The 16,840-nt window shown below is 59.8% G+C and carries 16 protein-coding genes; 11 read left to right on the forward strand and 5 right to left on the reverse strand.

Annotated features, from left to right (window positions below):
* Nucleotides 1–35: 35 nt before the first annotated feature.
* The 4 genes from IAU67_RS06460 (at nt 36) to IAU67_RS06475 (ending at nt 4,455) form a co-directional block, all read left to right on the forward strand.
* Nucleotides 36–1,706: a sodium-dependent transporter gene (locus tag IAU67_RS06460; protein WP_151841882.1), complete on the forward strand. Its 1,671-nt coding sequence runs from the start codon at nt 36–38 to the stop codon at nt 1,704–1,706.
* Between the two features lie 17 nt (nt 1,707–1,723).
* Nucleotides 1,724–1,888: a methionine/alanine import NSS transporter subunit MetS gene (metS, locus tag IAU67_RS06465; protein WP_151841883.1), complete on the forward strand. Its 165-nt coding sequence runs from the start codon at nt 1,724–1,726 to the stop codon at nt 1,886–1,888.
* A gap of 117 nt (nt 1,889–2,005) precedes the next feature.
* Nucleotides 2,006–3,541, forward strand: a complete 1,536-nt coding sequence (locus IAU67_RS06470; protein WP_187767872.1) for an AI-2E family transporter — start codon at nt 2,006–2,008, stop codon at nt 3,539–3,541.
* A gap of 20 nt (nt 3,542–3,561) precedes the next feature.
* The gene (locus tag IAU67_RS06475; protein ID WP_151841885.1) at nt 3,562–4,455 is read left to right on the forward strand and encodes a DUF6542 domain-containing protein; all 894 of its coding nucleotides are present in this window, start codon (nt 3,562–3,564) and stop codon (nt 4,453–4,455) included.
* Between the two features lie 13 nt (nt 4,456–4,468).
* Here IAU67_RS06475 and IAU67_RS06480 read toward each other — a convergent pair whose 3' ends face one another.
* The gene (locus IAU67_RS06480; RefSeq protein ID WP_151841886.1) at nt 4,469–5,455 is read right to left on the reverse strand and encodes a 4-hydroxy-3-methylbut-2-enyl diphosphate reductase; all 987 of its coding nucleotides are present in this window, start codon (nt 5,453–5,455) and stop codon (nt 4,469–4,471) included.
* A gap of 62 nt (nt 5,456–5,517) precedes the next feature.
* On the opposite strand from IAU67_RS06480, the gene xseA reads away from it, so the two are divergent.
* Together xseA and IAU67_RS06490 are read left to right on the forward strand one after the other, a co-directional pair.
* Complete coding sequence (xseA, locus tag IAU67_RS06485; protein ID WP_225723463.1) at nt 5,518–6,843, forward strand: exodeoxyribonuclease VII large subunit; 1,326 nt, start codon at nt 5,518–5,520, stop codon at nt 6,841–6,843.
* A 39-nt stretch (nt 6,844–6,882) separates the two neighbouring features.
* The gene (locus IAU67_RS06490; RefSeq protein WP_151841887.1) at nt 6,883–7,200 is read left to right on the forward strand and encodes an exodeoxyribonuclease VII small subunit; all 318 of its coding nucleotides are present in this window, start codon (nt 6,883–6,885) and stop codon (nt 7,198–7,200) included.
* Here IAU67_RS06490 and IAU67_RS06495 read toward each other — a convergent pair.
* Nucleotides 7,197–7,826, reverse strand: coding sequence for a DUF4245 domain-containing protein (locus IAU67_RS06495; protein ID WP_151841888.1), 630 nt, complete (start codon nt 7,824–7,826; stop codon nt 7,197–7,199). The genes IAU67_RS06490 and IAU67_RS06495 overlap by 4 nt on opposite strands.
* A gap of 229 nt (nt 7,827–8,055) precedes the next feature.
* Here IAU67_RS06495 and glpX point away from each other — a divergent pair, with 229 nt between their 5' ends.
* The 3 genes from glpX (at nt 8,056) to IAU67_RS06510 (ending at nt 12,234) form a co-directional block, all read left to right on the forward strand.
* Complete coding sequence (gene glpX / locus IAU67_RS06500) at nt 8,056–9,021, forward strand: class II fructose-bisphosphatase (RefSeq protein ID WP_225723513.1); 966 nt, start codon at nt 8,056–8,058, stop codon at nt 9,019–9,021.
* A 157-nt stretch (nt 9,022–9,178) separates the two neighbouring features.
* The gene (locus IAU67_RS06505) at nt 9,179–10,579 is read left to right on the forward strand and encodes a class II fumarate hydratase (protein WP_151841890.1); all 1,401 of its coding nucleotides are present in this window, start codon (nt 9,179–9,181) and stop codon (nt 10,577–10,579) included.
* Nucleotides 10,580–10,719: 140 nt separating this feature from the next.
* A complete protein-coding gene (locus tag IAU67_RS06510) occupies nt 10,720–12,234 on the forward strand; it encodes an MDR family MFS transporter (RefSeq protein WP_225723464.1) in 1,515 nt (504 codons plus the stop codon).
* 42 nt (nt 12,235–12,276) lie between these two features.
* Here IAU67_RS06510 and IAU67_RS06515 read toward each other — a convergent pair whose 3' ends face one another.
* The 3 genes from IAU67_RS06515 to IAU67_RS06525 form a co-directional block, all read right to left on the reverse strand.
* Entirely contained in the window at nt 12,277–12,873 is a 597-nt protein-coding gene (locus IAU67_RS06515) for a GNAT family N-acetyltransferase (protein ID WP_225723465.1), read from the reverse strand.
* Between the two features lie 78 nt (nt 12,874–12,951).
* A complete protein-coding gene (locus tag IAU67_RS06520; protein WP_151841891.1) occupies nt 12,952–13,530 on the reverse strand; it encodes an LGFP repeat-containing protein in 579 nt (192 codons plus the stop codon).
* A gap of 145 nt (nt 13,531–13,675) precedes the next feature.
* Nucleotides 13,676–14,434, reverse strand: coding sequence for a LysR family transcriptional regulator substrate-binding protein (locus IAU67_RS06525; RefSeq protein WP_187767874.1), 759 nt, complete (start codon nt 14,432–14,434; stop codon nt 13,676–13,678).
* Nucleotides 14,435–14,556: 122 nt separating this feature from the next.
* Between IAU67_RS06525 and IAU67_RS06530 the strand changes: the two genes are divergently transcribed.
* Both IAU67_RS06530 and IAU67_RS06535 read left to right on the forward strand, forming a co-directional pair.
* On the forward strand, nt 14,557–14,883 hold the full coding sequence (locus tag IAU67_RS06530; protein WP_187767991.1) for a DUF5997 family protein: 327 nt from the start codon (nt 14,557–14,559) through the stop codon (nt 14,881–14,883).
* A 734-nt stretch (nt 14,884–15,617) separates the two neighbouring features.
* Nucleotides 15,618–16,793: an acyl-CoA dehydrogenase family protein gene (locus tag IAU67_RS06535; protein ID WP_151841893.1), complete on the forward strand. Its 1,176-nt coding sequence runs from the start codon at nt 15,618–15,620 to the stop codon at nt 16,791–16,793.
* Nucleotides 16,794–16,840: the final 47 nt, after the last annotated feature.

Raw genomic sequence — 16,840 nt, forward strand, 5'->3', positions numbered from 1 at the left:
GCGTGCAGGCGAGACCTATTACGGAAGAGATTCCTATGACGTCTTCAACGGAAAACCGTGCTCGAAACACTCGAGCAACTTTCAATACACGTCTTGTGTTCCTCATGGCCGCCATCGGCTCCGCCGTCGGCCTGGGAAATATCTGGCGATTCCCGTACGTGGCATATGACAACGGTGGAGGGGCCTTCCTGATCCCCTACCTGGTTGCGCTGCTGACCGCTGGTATCCCGCTGTTGTGGTTTGACCTTGCCTTTGGCCACCGCTTCCGCGGTTCCGCTCCCCTGGCGTTCCGCCGCCTCAACCGCTATGCGGAGCCCATCGGATGGTTTAAGGCTGGCGTGAACTTCTTCATCGCTATCTACTACGCCGCCATCATCGCCTGGGCTTTGCTGTACACGATCAAGTCCATCAACAAGGCCTGGGGCACCTCCCCGGACACGCACTTCTCCAAGGAGTTCCTGCGTGCGGACACCGGCAGCGTGTTCTCGGGCGAGTTTGTGGTTCCAGTGCTGATCACCATGGTGATCGTGTGGATCATTTGTATCCTGGCTTTGGCTACGGACATCAACAAGGGCATCGGTAAAGTGTCCAGCCTCTTCATCCCCGTTCTGCTGGTCCTGTTCCTGATCCTGGTTGTGCGTGCCCTGTTCCTGGACGGCGCACTGGAGGGCTTGAACGCCTTCTTCACGCCGAACTGGTCCGCCCTGTCTAACCCTTCTGTGTGGATCGCGGCGTACAGCCAGATCTTCTTCTCCCTGTCCATTGGTTTCGGCATCATGATCACCTACGCGTCTTACCTGAAGCCGCGCACCAACCTCACAAACACCGGCATGGTTACCGCCTTTGCGAACTCCTCCTTCGAGGTGCTCGCAGGTATCGGCGTGTTTGCCGTGCTGGGATTCATGGCGCAGCAGCAGGGCGTTCCCGTGTCCGAGACCGTATCGAGTGGTATTGGCCTGGCCTTCGTGGCCTTCCCCACCATCATCAACGAGATGCCGTTTGGTGAAGTCTTCGGTGTGTTCTTCTTCGGATCCCTGTTCTTGGCCGGTGTGACGTCCCTGATCTCCATCATGGAAGTGGTGATCTCCGCCGTTGCTGACAAGTTCGATCTCACCCGTCGCACTGCAGCCCTGGCTGCCGGCTCCGTCATGGCAGTCATCTCCTGCATCCTGTTCTCCGTGACCTCCGGTCTGGCCACGCTGGACATCGTGGACAAGTTCACCAACAACCTGGGCATCGTCATCGGCGCAGTGGCAGCCGTGCTGACCACGGGATGGATCCTGGGCCGTCGCAACGAAATGGAGCAGCACATCAACGCGGTGTCCTCCGTTCGTGTAGGACCTGTGTGGCAGGCATGCGTGTTCGTCATCACTCCGCTGGTCCTGATCTACTTCCTGGCCAAGGAGATCATGACCCTCATTGACGAGCCGTACGAAGGTTACAGCTCCGGCCAGCTGCTGGCTTATGGATGGGGCGCCGTTGCCCTGATCTTCGTGGCCAGCATCGTGTTCAGCCTGCTGGCCTACCGAGGCAACAACTACCTGAACGGTCTGGCTACATCGGACTTCGGTGTTCCTATCAAAGGCCGCAAGCGCGGTGAGCCGAACCTCCTCGTCGCAGCAGCTCAGGGCGCTGGCACCGCAGCCGCCGCGGATGCAAACACCGCCGATGCCGATTCCTCGAACGCCTCAACCCCCAAGAACTAGGAAAGGAAGAGTACCTCATGGAAGCATCTGCTCTTATTCTGATGATCCTCTTCATCATCGTCATCTGGGGTGGGCTGGCCGTCTCTGTCACCTTGCTGACCCGCACCGACGACGACACGTGCGGCGACCTTGGTGATTACCCCGGCACCGACGACGATTCTCTGATGAAGCACCCTATGTAGCCTGGCCGCTACCGTGGCTTCACATGAGCCACCGGCTACAGCGTCACTTCTGAATAAAGGCACCGCACTGCACGCGTAATGCGTGCAGTGCGGTGCCTTTTCATGCACAATAGCAGAATGACTTCACGTAAAAATCAGGGTGATCCCCGCGACCACGTCAACGGTCGTGACCTAGCTGATCTGATCGCTGGTTCCGATCGGTTGGACCCTCAGACCCAACTGCCTCTTCCTGAAGATCAGATTGTGTCCATGAAGGAAGAAAAGGACCAGCGTACTCAGGCCGAAACTCACGGCAATAACGAAGAGATCCTGGAAGCCCATCACGACACACACGGTCCTGATGCGCAATCCTCCGACGAGTCACACACAGACGAATCGGACAAGACCAGCACAACCCCCATCAACGAGTCTCAGGAGATCGACAAAGATTTGCGGCCGGAACTGCGTGACCGCGCTGAGGTCATCGGCTCTTCGGTGCGTTGGTTCACCGGCTGGTGTGTTCGTTTCATCATTCTGATTGGTGCCGCCTACTTGGCAGCCCTTGCCTTCGGCAAGCTCTGGGCTGGCGTGCTTCCTGTCCTGTTGTCCCTCATCGTCTGTACGATGCTGTGGCCTGTGGTGCGCACACTCCGCAATCTCCGCGTCCCCAATGCATTGGCTGTCTTCACAACCATTTTGGGATTCTTCGCGGTTGTCATCGGAGTCTTTTGGGCTATCGCACCATCTGCCGTTGACCAAAGTCGAACGCTGATTAACCAGGCCACCGATGGTGTCCAGAAGGTCCAGGAATGGCTGCAGGGACCTCCGCTGAATCTGCAAGAGTCCCAGTTCAACGAGGGCCTGGAGAAGGCCACCCAGTGGCTGGAGGAACGAGCCGGCGAGATTACCTCTCAGTTGGCTGCCGCAGGCTCGGCAACGGTGTCCGCGATGGCCACCCTTCTGGTGATGCTGGTGTTGACGTTCTTCTTCCTGAAGGATGGCGAGAAGTTCCTTCCGATGATCCGCCGCGTGACGGGTCGGCGCGTGGGCTGGCACTTGACCGAGGTTCTGACCCGCTGCTGGAACACCCTCGGTGGCTTCATCCGCACCCAGGCGATCGTGTCCTTCATTGATGCGTTCTTCATTGGTCTTGGTTTGGTCATCCTGAACGTGCCACTGGCAGGTGTGCTGGCGGTGCTGACCTTCTTCGCGGGATTCATCCCGATTGTCGGTGCCATCACGGCCGGTGCGCTGTCTGTCTTGATCGCCCTGGTTGCCAATGGCCTGACGAACGCGCTGCTTGTGCTGGCTCTGATCATTCTGGTTCAGCAGCTGGAGAGTAACGTCCTGCAGCCGGTGCTGCAGTCCCGTGCGATGAACGTTCACCCAGTAGTCATTCTGTTGGCCGTGACGATCGGTTCCACACTCTTCGGCATCGTAGGCGCGTTCCTGGCTGTGCCGGTTGCTGCGATGATCATGGTGGTGTTGCGCTACATGGGTGACCTGACGGACCTCGCCACCGGTGAGCGAACCGCTCAGGATATCGACTTCGCTACCACTGCCGGATCGCTGACCGCTGAACGCAGCGAGCAAAATACTCAGCGTTGGTTGGACTTAAGAAAAAACATCTTGAACAACCAAATTCTTAATCAGCTACGCGGAAACGATAAGTAAGCCGTGTACGATAATCCTTCGTGACTACTACCACAGACAAAAAGCGCCGTGGCCAACTGCGGGAGCCGAAGCCAATGAAGCAGGCTCCCTTCCCAGTGTGGTCCCCTGTGCTGATCATGCTTGCAGTGATCATCACGGGCATTGTGCTGGGTACAGACGCTCAAGCCGTAACAAAATCTTTCTTTGTGATTTTCGCCGTGGTCGCGATTGTCACCACCGTGCTTGTTGAGGCACGAGGGTTATTTCTCACTGTTGCATCGCTGCCGTTGTATTTCGTGGCGGGCACAGTCATTGTAGGGTGGATTTCCACTCCGAAGCATCCCGGCTCGGGTCGTCGCACACTCATCATTAATGCGATGTACCCGGCCGTTTCCCATTTCTTGTGGTTGATTTTCCCGTTCCTCGCCTGCGTGGTCATCGCGCTGGTGCGGTGGTGGCTCTACCGGGAGGAGCTGGCTCGCCACCTTGCCTACCAGGAACATATGCGCCGACGCCGAGCCGCGCGTGAACGCAGCAATCTTAGTTCTTACGCTCGTGTACGCGCGGGCCGGGCAGCCGCCGATGAGGACAGCGCACGCACCGACAAGGATTCCCCTGAACGTTCTGCCACGTCTTCGACCTCCAGGGAGTCCAGAAGCTCTAGCGAGTCAACCCGTTCCACCAGCTCCCCTCGCTGGACTGAAGTTCCAAAGACCCCTACCCCCTCGGGCTCTCGTTCCTCCGATGACAAGCGCTCCTCTGCAGAGGAGCGCAACTCCGTGGATCGCGCCCAGCGCACCTGGAGCACCCCCACCACAACTCCGCGGCTGCAGCGCCGTGAGCCTCTCCAGCGCCGCGAACACATCCAGCGCCGAAGCCTCAAGGACCTCGGCAAGCACCAGGATGTGGACGGCTTCCGCCTCGAAGAAGACTAACTTTCCTGACGAGTTAGCTCTCCTGGCACCGGTTGGTGCGTGCCGGCCGCAGCTCCCGTGGCAGGGAGAAAATGAGGTCTTCGGTGGCGGTCGTCACTTCCTCAACGTCACCAAAGCCGCGTTCCGCGAGCATCTCCAGCACTCCACGCACCAAGATCTCCGGGACCGACGCGCCCGAGGTCACTCCCACGGTTTCCACGCCGTCGAACCAGCCCTCTTCCACCTGTTCTGCGTAGTCCACCAGGTGAGCATCCTTGGATCCGTGTTGCAGGGCAACCTCAACCAGACGCTTGGAGTTTGAGGAGTTCTGCGAACCGACCACGATCATCAGATCCACCTTCGGAGCAATCGCCTTCACGGCCACCTGACGGTTTTGGGTGGCGTAGCAGATATCGTCGCTTGGAGGGTCTTGGATGTGGGGGAACTTCTCGCGCAACAGCTTCACCGTGGACATGGTTTCATCCACGGACAGGGTGGTCTGGGACAGCCAGATCAGCTTGGTGTTCTCGTCGAACTCCAGGGCGTCCACGTCCTCCTTGCCGTCAACCAGGTGCACAACGTCCGGGGCTTCGCCGGCGGTGCCTTCCACTTCCTCGTGGCCGTGGTGGCCGATCAGGATGATCTGGTACCCCTGACGCGCGAATCGCTTCACTTCCCCATGAACCTTGGTGACGAGGGGGCAGGTGGCGTCGAACGTCTTTAATTGCAGTTGGCGCGCTTCCTCGTGCACCATCGGGGACACGCCGTGGGCGGAAAAGACCACGTTGGAGCCCTCTGGCACTTCGTGGGTGTCGTCCACGAAGATCACACCGCGTTCCTCGAACGTCTTCACCACGTGCTTGTTGTGCACGATCTCCTTGCGGACGTACAGCGGCGCACCGTGCTTTTCGAGCGCCTTTTCTACTGTTTCTACGGCGCGGTCAACGCCTGCGCAGTATCCGCGCGGGGCAGCCAGGTACACCTTTTTGTCAGTTGTGCTTGGGGCAGTCATGTCCCCCATCGTACGTCATGTTCGATTTTGTATTCATGTGGATGTAGGGGCTATCTCTTACAATGGTGACCATGAATTCTCCCATGCATTCTGGAGCCAATACGGCGGAGTCTCCGTGGCCGGTCAGTCAGCTGAATCAACAGGTCAAAGGCTGGATTGAGCGTTTGGGTTTTGTGTGGGTCGAAGGCCAGATCACGCAGGTGAACATCAAGCCCACGTGGAAGTTGTCCTATATCACGTTGCGGGATGTCGAGCGGGAGGCCAGTGTCCAGGTCACGCTGAGCACGAAGCTTGCGCAGAGTCTGCCTACGCCGTTGCGCAATGGGGATCGGGTGTTGATGTACGGCAAGCCCGCGTTCTATGCGGGCCGTGGCTCGTTTTCGTTGTGGGTCACCGAGGTGCGGCCAGTGGGTATTGGTGAGTTGCTGGCGCGCATTGAGATGCTGAAGAAGGCCTTGTCCGCGGAAGGCTTGTTTGATCCGCGGATGAAGTCTCCGTTGCCGTTCTTGCCGACGACGGTGGGGTTGGTCACGGGCCGCGGGTCGGCTGCGGAGCGTGACGTGTTGGCGGTTGCTCAGGAGCGCTGGCCGGAAGTCAAGTTCCGGGTGATCAACACCGCTGTTCAGGGGCCGAATACCGTACCTGAGGTGGTCCAGGCCCTAACGGAGTTGGAGCAGGACCCTGCGGTTGACGTGATTATTGTGGCTCGCGGTGGTGGCTCGGTGGAGGACTTGCTGCCGTTTTCCGAGGAGGCGTTGGTGCGCCATGTCTCCCGGATGCGCACGCCGGTGATTTCCGCGATTGGTCACGAGCCGGATAATCCTCTGTTGGATAACGTGGCCGATGTGCGTGCTGCCACGCCCACGGATGCTGCGAAAAGAGCCGTGCCTGACGTTGTTGTTGAACGACGCCAACTGGTCGATCTCCGCCAGCGCGCCGGCGGCGCGCTTCGGGCGTGGGTTCAGCAGGAGCGGCGCGGGCTGGAACACACGCGAAGCCGCCCGGTGATGGCAAACCCACTGTTGCCCGTTCAGCAACAGCAGCAGCTGGTAGCCGAGGCCTATCAGCGTAAAGATCGGGCGTTAGGCGTGATTGTGCGTGATATGCGTTCGCAGGTGACGTCTCTGAAAGCGCAGGTCAATGCTCTGGGGCCGTCGCAGACGCTGGCTCGTGGCTATTCCATTGTGCAGGTGGTGCCGCGGGATGGGTCGGATACTCATGTTGTGACCACGGTCGATGAGGTGAACCCTGGCTCGCAGTTGAGGATTCGCGTGGCCGATGGTTCGATCACGGCTGCTGCGATGGCGGTGACGCGTTCGCCGGGCCGGGAGGCGTCGGCGCGCGAGGCACCGGTGCAAGATACACCAGTGCAGCAGGATGCACCCGAACAAGACTAAAAGCTACACAAACACAACGAGGCTAGGTAAGGACACACAATGGCAGATCAGACTACTCAGAATAATCAGCAGAAGTTCCGCCCACTTCGGGAGCTGACCTACGAGCAAGCGCGCGATGAATTGGTGGAGGTTGTGCGCATCCTCGAACTCGGGCAGATGTCTCTGGAGGAGTCCCTCAATTATTGGGAGCGCGGCGAGGAGCTCGCCGCCTATTGCGAGGACTACTTGGACGGGGCGTCCAGCCGCATTGAAAAAGCCCTGGCCGCACGCCACGGAGGCGATTCGGCTCAGGGGAATTCAGCGCAGGGTGGACAGTCAGCTCCTCAGGGAGGCAACGCCACGCACAGTGAGGGCTAGCTGGACGCTGCCTCGCTAGTCTGTGGCGCGGTCATCGACTTGTCCGTGTCGATGGGCTTCGCTGTGCTCACGCGCTCAGCGGCAGTCTTCATGGACTCGAAACCTGCCATGCCTTCAAGGATCAAGCGGTGATCCCCCCGGTCCGCCACCCACCGAGGACGCACGTCATCACCGGTGTATACGTGCCACTCCAGGGCGCCTTCCGCGCCGGCGTCGATCTTCTCCACGCTAGATTCGGAACGGGCGGAATCATCAGGAAACGCCGCAGCCTTCATGTCGGCGGCAGTTTGGGTGAGGGAAATGTAATCCTTCCCGTCGATCACCCAGCCCACCAGACTGCCTGGCTGATCCCCCACCTGGGTGCGCCGAGCAGAGTTTGCAACCCAGCCCTCAGGCATTTCAGGCAACACAATCGGATAATCCACGGACCGCGCCTCGAGCCCCAGGAACGTGGCCGCATCCACCTTCTGCACCTCACCGGAACGCTCCGCAGGACCAGGATTAAAGGAACACAACCCCGTAAAACCCACGGTCAGGAACATGGCGAACAGAAGCACACCGATGGACAACAGGAAGTCTCGGGACGACTGAAAGATTCTAGGCTTTTCGATCTGCACGCCTCTCATTATGAACCACCACCCAAGCCAGAAACCACTTCCCCTTAAATAGGTGGGCTAGGGATCCACAATCTCAGAGGCAAAGATGGAACAATAGAAGGGTAAGAGTGACCTTCTTAGACATGAGTAGACACGAAAGCTGGTGCCCATGAGCTCCGAAACCCCAAACGGACAAACCTCTGCCCCCGTCGAACCTGCCATCTCCCCCAACCCGCAAGCCCCAGACCGTAACCTCGCCATGGAGCTGGTACGCGTCACCGAAGCTGCGGCGCTGGCCTCCGGAAAATGGGTAGGCCGCGGACAGAAAGAATCCGGTGACGGTGCCGCCGTGGACGCCATGCGCTCCCTCATCAACACCGTCGAAATGGACGGCGTGGTTGTCATCGGTGAAGGCGAAAAAGACGAAGCACCGATGCTCTTCAACGGCGAGCAGGTCGGCACCGGCAGCGGCCCAGCCATCGACATCGCCGTAGACCCCGTCGACGGAACCACCCTCATGGCCGAAGGACGCCCCAACGCCATCTCCGTCATCGCCGCCGCAGAGCGCGGCAGCATGTACGACCCCTCCGCAGTGTTCTACATGGAAAAGATCGCTGTGGGACCGGAGGCCGTGGGCGTCGTAGATATTGAAGCCCCCGTGGCGCACAACATCAACGCGGTGGCCAAGGCAAAGGGAACGTCAGCAGGCAACATCACCGTGGTGGTACTCGACCGACCACGCCACGCAGACCTCATCCGCGACATCCGTGCAGCAGGCGCCAAGGTTCGCCTGATTGGAGACGGTGACGTGGCAGGCGCCGTCGCCGCAGCCCAACCCGACGAGCAGAGCTCCGTGGACATCATGATGGGCATCGGCGGCACCCCCGAAGGCGTGATCACCGCCGCCGCCATGAAGTGCATGGGCGGAGAAATCCAGGGCAAGCTGTGGCCAAAGGACGAGGCAGAACGCCAGAAGGCCATCGACGCCGGACACGACCTGTCCCGAGTCCTCACCACCAACGACCTGGTGAACTCCGAACACTGCTACTTCGTCGCTACCGGCGTGACCAACGGCGACATGCTGCGCGGCGTGAGCTACAGCAAGAACTTCGCCACCACCCGATCCCTGGTGATGCGTTCCCGCTCCGGCACGATCCGCTACATCGACTCCGTGCATCAGCTGGCCAAGCTCCAGCAGTACGCGGTGCAGGACTACACCAGCTAAGTACTCATTCGGGTCGGCTGAGGCTCGGGCTGGTGCTTCGGCGTGGTCTCAGCTGAGGCTCCACTTAGGCAATACTTACGCCAACGTGGCCATGTAGGCCATAATGGTGAAGGCAACAATCACACAAGAAATAATCACACGAGAAAGGCAAACACTCATGAGCGAAGAATTCCGCATTGAACATGACACCATGGGCGAGGTTAAGGTCCCCGTCAACGCACTCTGGCGTGCACAAACCCAGCGTGCCGTGGAGAACTTCCCGATCTCCGACCGCCCACTGGAATCCGCGCAGATCCGCGCTATGGGTCTGCTGAAGGCAGCCTGTGCACAGGTGAATAAGGACCGCGGACTGCTGACCGACGAGCAGGCCGACGCCATCATCAGCGCCGCGAAGGAAATCGCCGACGGCAAGCACGACGCGGAGTTCCCCATCGACGTGTTCCAGACCGGCTCCGGCACCTCCTCCAACATGAACACCAACGAGGTCATCGCGTCCATCGCCAAGGCCAATGGTGTGGAGGTTCACCCGAACGACCACGTGAACATGGGTCAGTCCTCCAATGACACCTTCCCCACCGCCACCCACGTTGCTGCCACCATCGCGGCAGTCAACGACCTGATCCCAGGCCTGAAGGTTCTGCAGGAGTCCCTGGCGAAGAAGGCCACGGAATGGAAGTCCGTGGTGAAGTCCGGACGCACCCACCTGATGGATGCTGTTCCTGTGACCCTGGGCCAGGAGTTCGGTGGCTACGCACGCCAGATCGCCGCTGGCATCGAGCGTGTGGAGGCTACCCTGCCACGCCTCGGCGAGTTGCCTATTGGTGGTACCGCTGTAGGAACCGGCCTGAACACGCCCGCTGACTTCGGTGCGAACGTCACTGCAGAGCTGGTGAAGCTCACCGGCGTGTCCGAGCTGCGTGAGGCAGAGAACCACTTCGAGGCACAGGCAAACCGCGATGGCCTGGTGGAGTTCTCCGGCGCGATGCGCACCATCGCCGTTTCCCTGAACAAGATCGCCAACGACATCCGCTGGATGGGCTCCGGCCCACTGACCGGCCTGGGCGAGATTCACCTACCTGATCTGCAGCCAGGCTCCTCCATCATGCCGGGCAAGGTCAACCCTGTGCTGTGTGAGACCGCAACTCAGGTTGCAGCGCAGGTCATCGGCAACGACGCCGCCGTCACCTTCGGTGGCTCCCAGGGTGCTTTCGAACTGAACGTGTTCATCCCGATGATGGCGCGCAACGTTCTGGAGTCCGCGAAGCTGCTGGCGAACACCTCCCGTGTGTTCGCTGAGAAGCTGGTCGACGGCATCGAGCCAAACGTGGAGCGCATGCAGACCCTGGCTGAGTCCTCTCCATCCATCGTGACCCCGCTGAACTCCGCCATTGGCTACGAGAACGCGGCAAAGGTTGCGAAGACCGCGCTGAAGGAAGGCAAGACCATCCGTCAGACCGTGATTGATCTGGGCTTCGTGGACGGCGACAAGCTGACCGAGGAAGAGCTGGACAAGCGCCTGGACGTGCTGGCTATGGCGAACACGGACCGCGATAAGTAGGCACTAGCGACCGTCACAAATTGCTCGACGAAAACGCCGATTTTCGGAGAAAATCTGGCGTTTTCGTCGAGCATTTTGTTTAGGTGGGGCGCGCCGCAAAAATTGCACTGACTGCAAAATCACGTGTACATTGGCAAAGAGTGAACAGCAACACCAAAATCGTCTTCTCATGCCTCATGCTCGGCATGCTCATGTCCTCACTGGGACAGATGATCTTCTCCACCGCCCTGCCTACGCTCGTCGGCGAACTCGGCGGCGTGGAGCACATGAGCTGGGTCATCACCATCTTCCTGGTGACCATGACCATCGGAATGCCCATCTACGGCAAGCTGGGCGACCAAGTGGGGCGCAAACCTCTCTACATCATCGCCATTGTTCTCTTCCTCACCGGCTCCGCAGTAGGCGCCCTGGCTCAGAACATGACCATGATGATCATCGCCCGCGGTATTCAAGGAGCAGGCGCCGGCGGCCTGATGATCGGCTCACAGTCCATCATCGCCGACGTCATCCCCGCCCGCGAGCGCGGCAAATACATGGGCATCATGGGCTCGGTGTTCGGCTTATCCTCCGTGCTGGGCCCACTGCTCGGAGGCTTTTTTACCGACGGCCCCGGCTGGCGCTGGGCACTGTGGTTTAACCTCCCCCTGGGTCTGCTGTGCTTGTCTATGGTAATTCCGTTCATGAAACTGCCGCGGCACCACCGTCAGGCACGCTTCGACTACCTGGGCGCCATTTTCCTCGCGATCGCTACCAGCTGCCTGATTCTGTTCATCACCTGGGGCGGACGCGACTACCCGTGGGGCTCCGCCATGATCCTCACCCTCATCGCCGTCACGGCAGTGGCCACGGCGATCTTCGTGGTAGTAGAGCGCCGCGTCGAGAACCCACTGGTCCCTATGGGTCTGTTCAGGGTACGCAACTTCACGCTGTCCACCATCGGGGGGACCATCGTGGGCGTGGTGATGTTCGGCACGCTGGCCTACATGCCCACCTATATTCAGATGGTGCACAGCATGTCGCCTACCGCGGCGGGCCTGATGATGATCCCGATGATGGCCGGCATGATCATCACCTCCACTATCTCGGGACGCAGGGTCTCCCAGACTGGAAACTACAAGTGGTACCCAGTGGTAGGCATGGTGATCGTGGCTCTTGCCATGGTGCTCTTCGGTCAATTCACCGAGCAGGATTCCCTTCTTCGCCTGGGCACCGTGCTGGCCATCATGGGCGTGGGCCTGGGGCTGGTCATGCAGATTCTGGTTCTCATTGTTCAAAACGCCTTCCCCATCACCATGGTGGGCACCGCCACCGCAACGAACAATTTCTTCCGCCAGATCGGTGGCGCCATCGGTACAGCTGTCATTGGTTCCGTATTCACGCACAGGCTCCAGGATCTGTTGGCCGAGCGTATGCCAGCGGCCATCAAGACCATGGGTACGCAGGGCGCTCAGCTGGCACAGCGTTCCGAAGGCATGCTGCACAGCCTCACGCCAGACAGCGTACAGCGCTTGCCTGAGCCCATCTTTCACGTGATCGTGGGCTCTTATAACGACGCACTGGTTCCTATTCTGCTCTGTATGGCTCCTGCGGCCCTTGCTGGCGCGCTGGTCTTGTCCTTCAACAAACATCAAACGCTGAAGGAAACGATCGAATAAGGCTGCGCGGCCGTAGTGCTGCCGGCCTGTACAGCCGCTCAGCTACTCCTGAGTGGGCAGCTCGTGCGCGGCCACGTGTGGCGAGTCCACCTCACTCCACGCCGGGCCTTTTTCGACGATCTTTTCCATGGTGTAGGCATCGCGCCACTGCCCTTCATAGGGCCCATGGGGCATCTTAGCCATCGCACGGAACGTTCCCACGTGCACGAATCCTCGGGATTCGTGCAGCTTGATGCTCCCCTTGTTTTCCGGGAAGATGCTGGAATGCAGCTTCCAATAGCCCTGATCCGCTGCGGATTCCAGGAGCTTATCGAGGAGTGCCCCTGCCACGCCGCGCCCAGCTGCCTCGGGAGAGACGTACACGCTGTCTTCAACGACGCCGTCGAACACTCCACGATGGCTCACCGGCGTGGCGGTGATCCAGCCCAGGATCGCGCCCGACTCACTGCACTCAGCCACGAAGGCGAGATCCATGATGCGATGTCGGGTGAAGTCCTCCCACTGTGGGGCCTCCACTTCATAGGTTGCCAATCCCGAATCCAGACCGTGCTGGAGGATCTCGGCGACCTGCGGATAGTCGCGCTCGACCATGGGGCGAATCTCAAACGTGGCCTGCGAGCCACCACGAGGGGATGTCATAGTGGACGATCCTACCGAAAAAAGAAACACCGTCGCATCCACTGGATGCGGCGGTGTTGAGCACAATCCGTCAGGCTCTTAGTGCTTCACAACGGTGTCGGAGTACTTGCCGTCGTCCTGCTTGGACCACTCGATGTGGCCCTTGGTGAAGCTCTGGGTCCAGCCGGAGGCTGCGTCGCCCTTCTCTGGTGCGGTTGGCAGGCCAACCTCGTTGTCCAGGCCACCACCGTTGATCCAGGTCTCGGCGATCTTACCGATGACTGGAACAGCACCGTTGTCCTTGGAGTAGACGATGACGTTGCCGCTGTCGAAGGTGGTCAGCACGTCGCCGTTGTCGTTAGACTCGGAGGACTTTACGTCGCCCCATGGACCTTCAGCGCCGCCCTCGTTTTCCCAGACGGTCTTGGTTTCCTCAGGCAGCTCGTCCGCGTTCTCGCTGGTCATGGCGTCGGACGCCTCGGAGGCCTTGTCCTGGGCGCCATCCTTGGCGTCGTTGGCCTTGTCCTTCGCGTCATCCACAGCGGAGCCGGCAGCAGCGGTGGCCTCGTTGGCCTTGTCCTCTACGGAGTCGTTGTTATCGGAGCAGGCTGCAGCGCCAACGAGCAGCATGGTGCCAGCAGCAACAGCAGCGGCCTTACGGGACATAGAAGTAAACATTAAGGTCTTTCCCTCCTGGAGAAATCTATCTCTGACGCGTCCTGTGGTGGACTGCATCTCTTCTTTTCACGCGTGTTTCCACTCGCATGGTCAAGCCATCGTGTGGCTCGTTCTACATCCAGCGTACCGACGTTTCACCCAGGTTTCACCCCCGCTGTTTCTTTTTTCTCCGTTTCGCTGCGCTCTGGGCACTCCCTGTGTTAGCACTTCCGCGCCGTACACGGGCCTTGGTCAGTGCCTGTCGACTGGACCCCGCGCCACGCCCGCGGCAGATCCCCACGAAGTCCTGAATCACCTCGTCATCACGCTCTTTCGCCCACACCACAGCCACACGGGTACCGCCGATTCCGGTGGGCTGAAGAAGATCCCGATGCACCACGCGTGGCTGATTCACGGCGCGCAGTAGCGGCCTCGGAGCAATACACACTCCAACATTTGCTCCGACCACCCCCAGGGCCTCGCGCACGGCGTCGATATCAACACGTCCATCGAGGGGCGTGTGATAGAGGATTATTTCGTCGGACAGCTCGGCATGCGTTACCGAATCCATGACCTTGATCGGATGCTCCTTTGGCGCGGCCACCCCAAGTTGCTCGTCATAGAGGCGCACGTGGTGGTAGTCCTCCCCGGCGTCCTGCTGGGCGGCACTCAGGCGCACGAGGGCGATATCAGCCGCGCCGGACCGGATGTATTTCATGGGGTCGTCCACTTGTGCACCGGCGGCACACCAGCCGCGGGTGCGTTCGTCGAAGCGGGAGAACCACTTGTCGGGGACCACGCCGGGGCTGAATACCACCTTCAGGTACTCGGTGGCCGAACGAGAAGGAGTACAACGCTGGCCTCGCACGGGTTGAGGCGTGCGTGACTGCTGCGGCGAGGATGCTGGCTGGGGTGCAGAAGGCATGGACTCAGTGTAGCCCGCAGCATCGACACTGCAGGTTCCCGCCGCAATTGTGATGGTTTATGCTGACACACATGACTACAGATACTCAGGCGTCCACGTCGGCGTCCCACTCCGGCCCTCCGATGAAGCCGCTGACCGCCGCGAAGAAGCTGGGAATTCACCTTCCTGCGGCTCCCCAGGAGTTCCAAGATCACCCGCTGTCTCACGAGGAGTTCGTGGCGCTGCAGAAGAACCCGCCTGAGTGGTTGGAGACGCTGCGGCGCGAAGGTCCGCATCCTCGGCCGGAGGTTGCGCGCAAGTTGGGAATAACCATCACGGCGCTGAAGAAGCATGGGATGGACCAGGCGCTGACCACCGCGGAGATCAAGGCGCTGCTGGAACATCAGCCGGATTGGCTCCGTGAATCCCGACGCCAGCTGGCCGAAGAACGGGACAACCAGAAGAAGTAGCGGCCGCGGCGCTGTGACACGCGCTGCGCGGCGATGGCGGCTGCCACGTAAAAGCGCCGCACAAAAGGAGGAAGGGTGCATCCCCCACCACCTCAGTGGCGTGGGATGCACCCTCAAATACTGCGGGAACCAAGGTGACGAGCCTTGAGAAGTGTTCCCTCTTTAAAAGATCCACCGTGAACTTCCTACGGGTGACGAGTCCGTGGGCAGTGAACCTTTCGAAGCCTGGTACAACATCCAAAACCGCAGCCTTGCGAGAGGGAGAAGAGAGAAAACCTCTGCATGGGCGAACTAGGGAGTGTTCGTACTGTTGGCTTATCCACAACTGCAGTGCGCCTCGGGTGACTAGCCCTTGACACGTTCACTAAGTTAGCTAATGCTTACCTAGCATGTCAAGACATTTCGCAACATTCATGTTTCCAAATGGGTCAATCTAGCGGAAATACCCAGGTCGCAGGCTTAAAATATTTTTGAAAAAAATTTGGCAAACCCACCCCAGATGCCCCTCACTCCACCCACCCAACCCCCTTCCCTGAGCGGAAATTTCACGACCAGCGCAACGATGGTACTATTTTCATTAGTAACGCGAGATGAGCGTCACACTTTCATGTAAGCCCATCGGCTGAAGCGCTGGTCGCGTCAGCGATGAGGCCACATGCACAAGTGGTTCACAACAGTCAAAGTCGCCCCTGCCCCACCAGGCGGCACGGGTGGTTGAGAGGAAGAACAGAACTATGAAGAATTTCTTGCCACGTAACATCTTCGAAGAAGAGCACAACATGTTCCGCGAGGCCTGCCGCGACTTCGTCAACGCAGAGGTCAAGCCAAACGTTGAGCGCTGGCACGAGCAGGGCTACTGCGACCGCTCCCTGTTCGAGAAGGCCGGCCAGCAGGGTCTGCTGGGCATGATGGCTCCTGAGGAGTTCGGTGGCGGCGGACAGGCCGGCGACTACCGCTTCAACGCCATCCTGTCCGAGGAGCTGGCTGAGGCTGACTCCGGTTCCGTGATCGTGGGAATCCAGACCATCAACGACCTGGTCATCCCTTACCTGGACCGCTTCGCCAACGACGAGCAGAAGGAGCGCTTCCTGAAGCCACTGTGCTCCGGTGAGAAGATCGCCGCACTGGCTATGACCGAGCCTGGCGCAGGTGCTGACCTGGCCGGTATCCGCTCTGTTGCTCGCAAGGACGAGAACGGCGACTTCATCCTGAATGGCGCCAAGACCTTCATCTCCAACGGTGTCCAGGCTGACTTCACCCTGGTTGTTGCCGTCACCAACCCAGAAGCTGGCCGCGCTGGCGTGTCCATGCTGATCATCGAAGATGGCATGGAGGGCTACACCAAGACCGGCCCACTGAAGAAGGTTGGTCTGAAGTCTCAGGACACCGCTGAGCTGTCCTTCGAAGACGTTCGCATCCCTAAGGAGAACCTGCTGGGTGAAGAGGGTGCCGCCTTCGGCTACCTGCGCACCAACCTGGCTCAGGAGCGTCTGTCCATCGCCGTTGGTTCCGTGGCAACCTCTCGCCGCGCCTTCGACCTGGTGTACAAGCACTCCCAGGATCGCAAGACCTTCGGTAACCGCCTGATCGACCACCAGGCATACCGCTGGGAGCTGGCCAAGATGGCTACCGAGATCCAGTCCGCACAGTCCTTCGTGGACGCTGCGATCGTGGAGAAGGTCAACGGCACCCTGGACGAGGTCACCGGCGCTATGGCCAAGTACCTGACCACCGAGCTGCAGATCAAGGTTGTCAACGAGGCCCTGCAGCTGCACGGTGGCTACGGCTTCATGATGGAGTACCCAATCGCTACCCACTACCTGGACTCCCGCGTTCAGCCAATCTACGGTGGTCCAAACGAGATCATGATCGAGATCATCTCCCGCCGTCTGGCAAAGGGCGACAAGTAAGCCCCACAGTGCGCTTAAAGCCTAAGTTCTAGGCTCAGGCTCGCCTC

The organism is Corynebacterium zhongnanshanii (genome assembly GCF_014490575.1).
Taxonomy (GTDB): Bacteria; Actinomycetota; Actinomycetes; order Mycobacteriales; family Mycobacteriaceae; genus Corynebacterium; species Corynebacterium zhongnanshanii.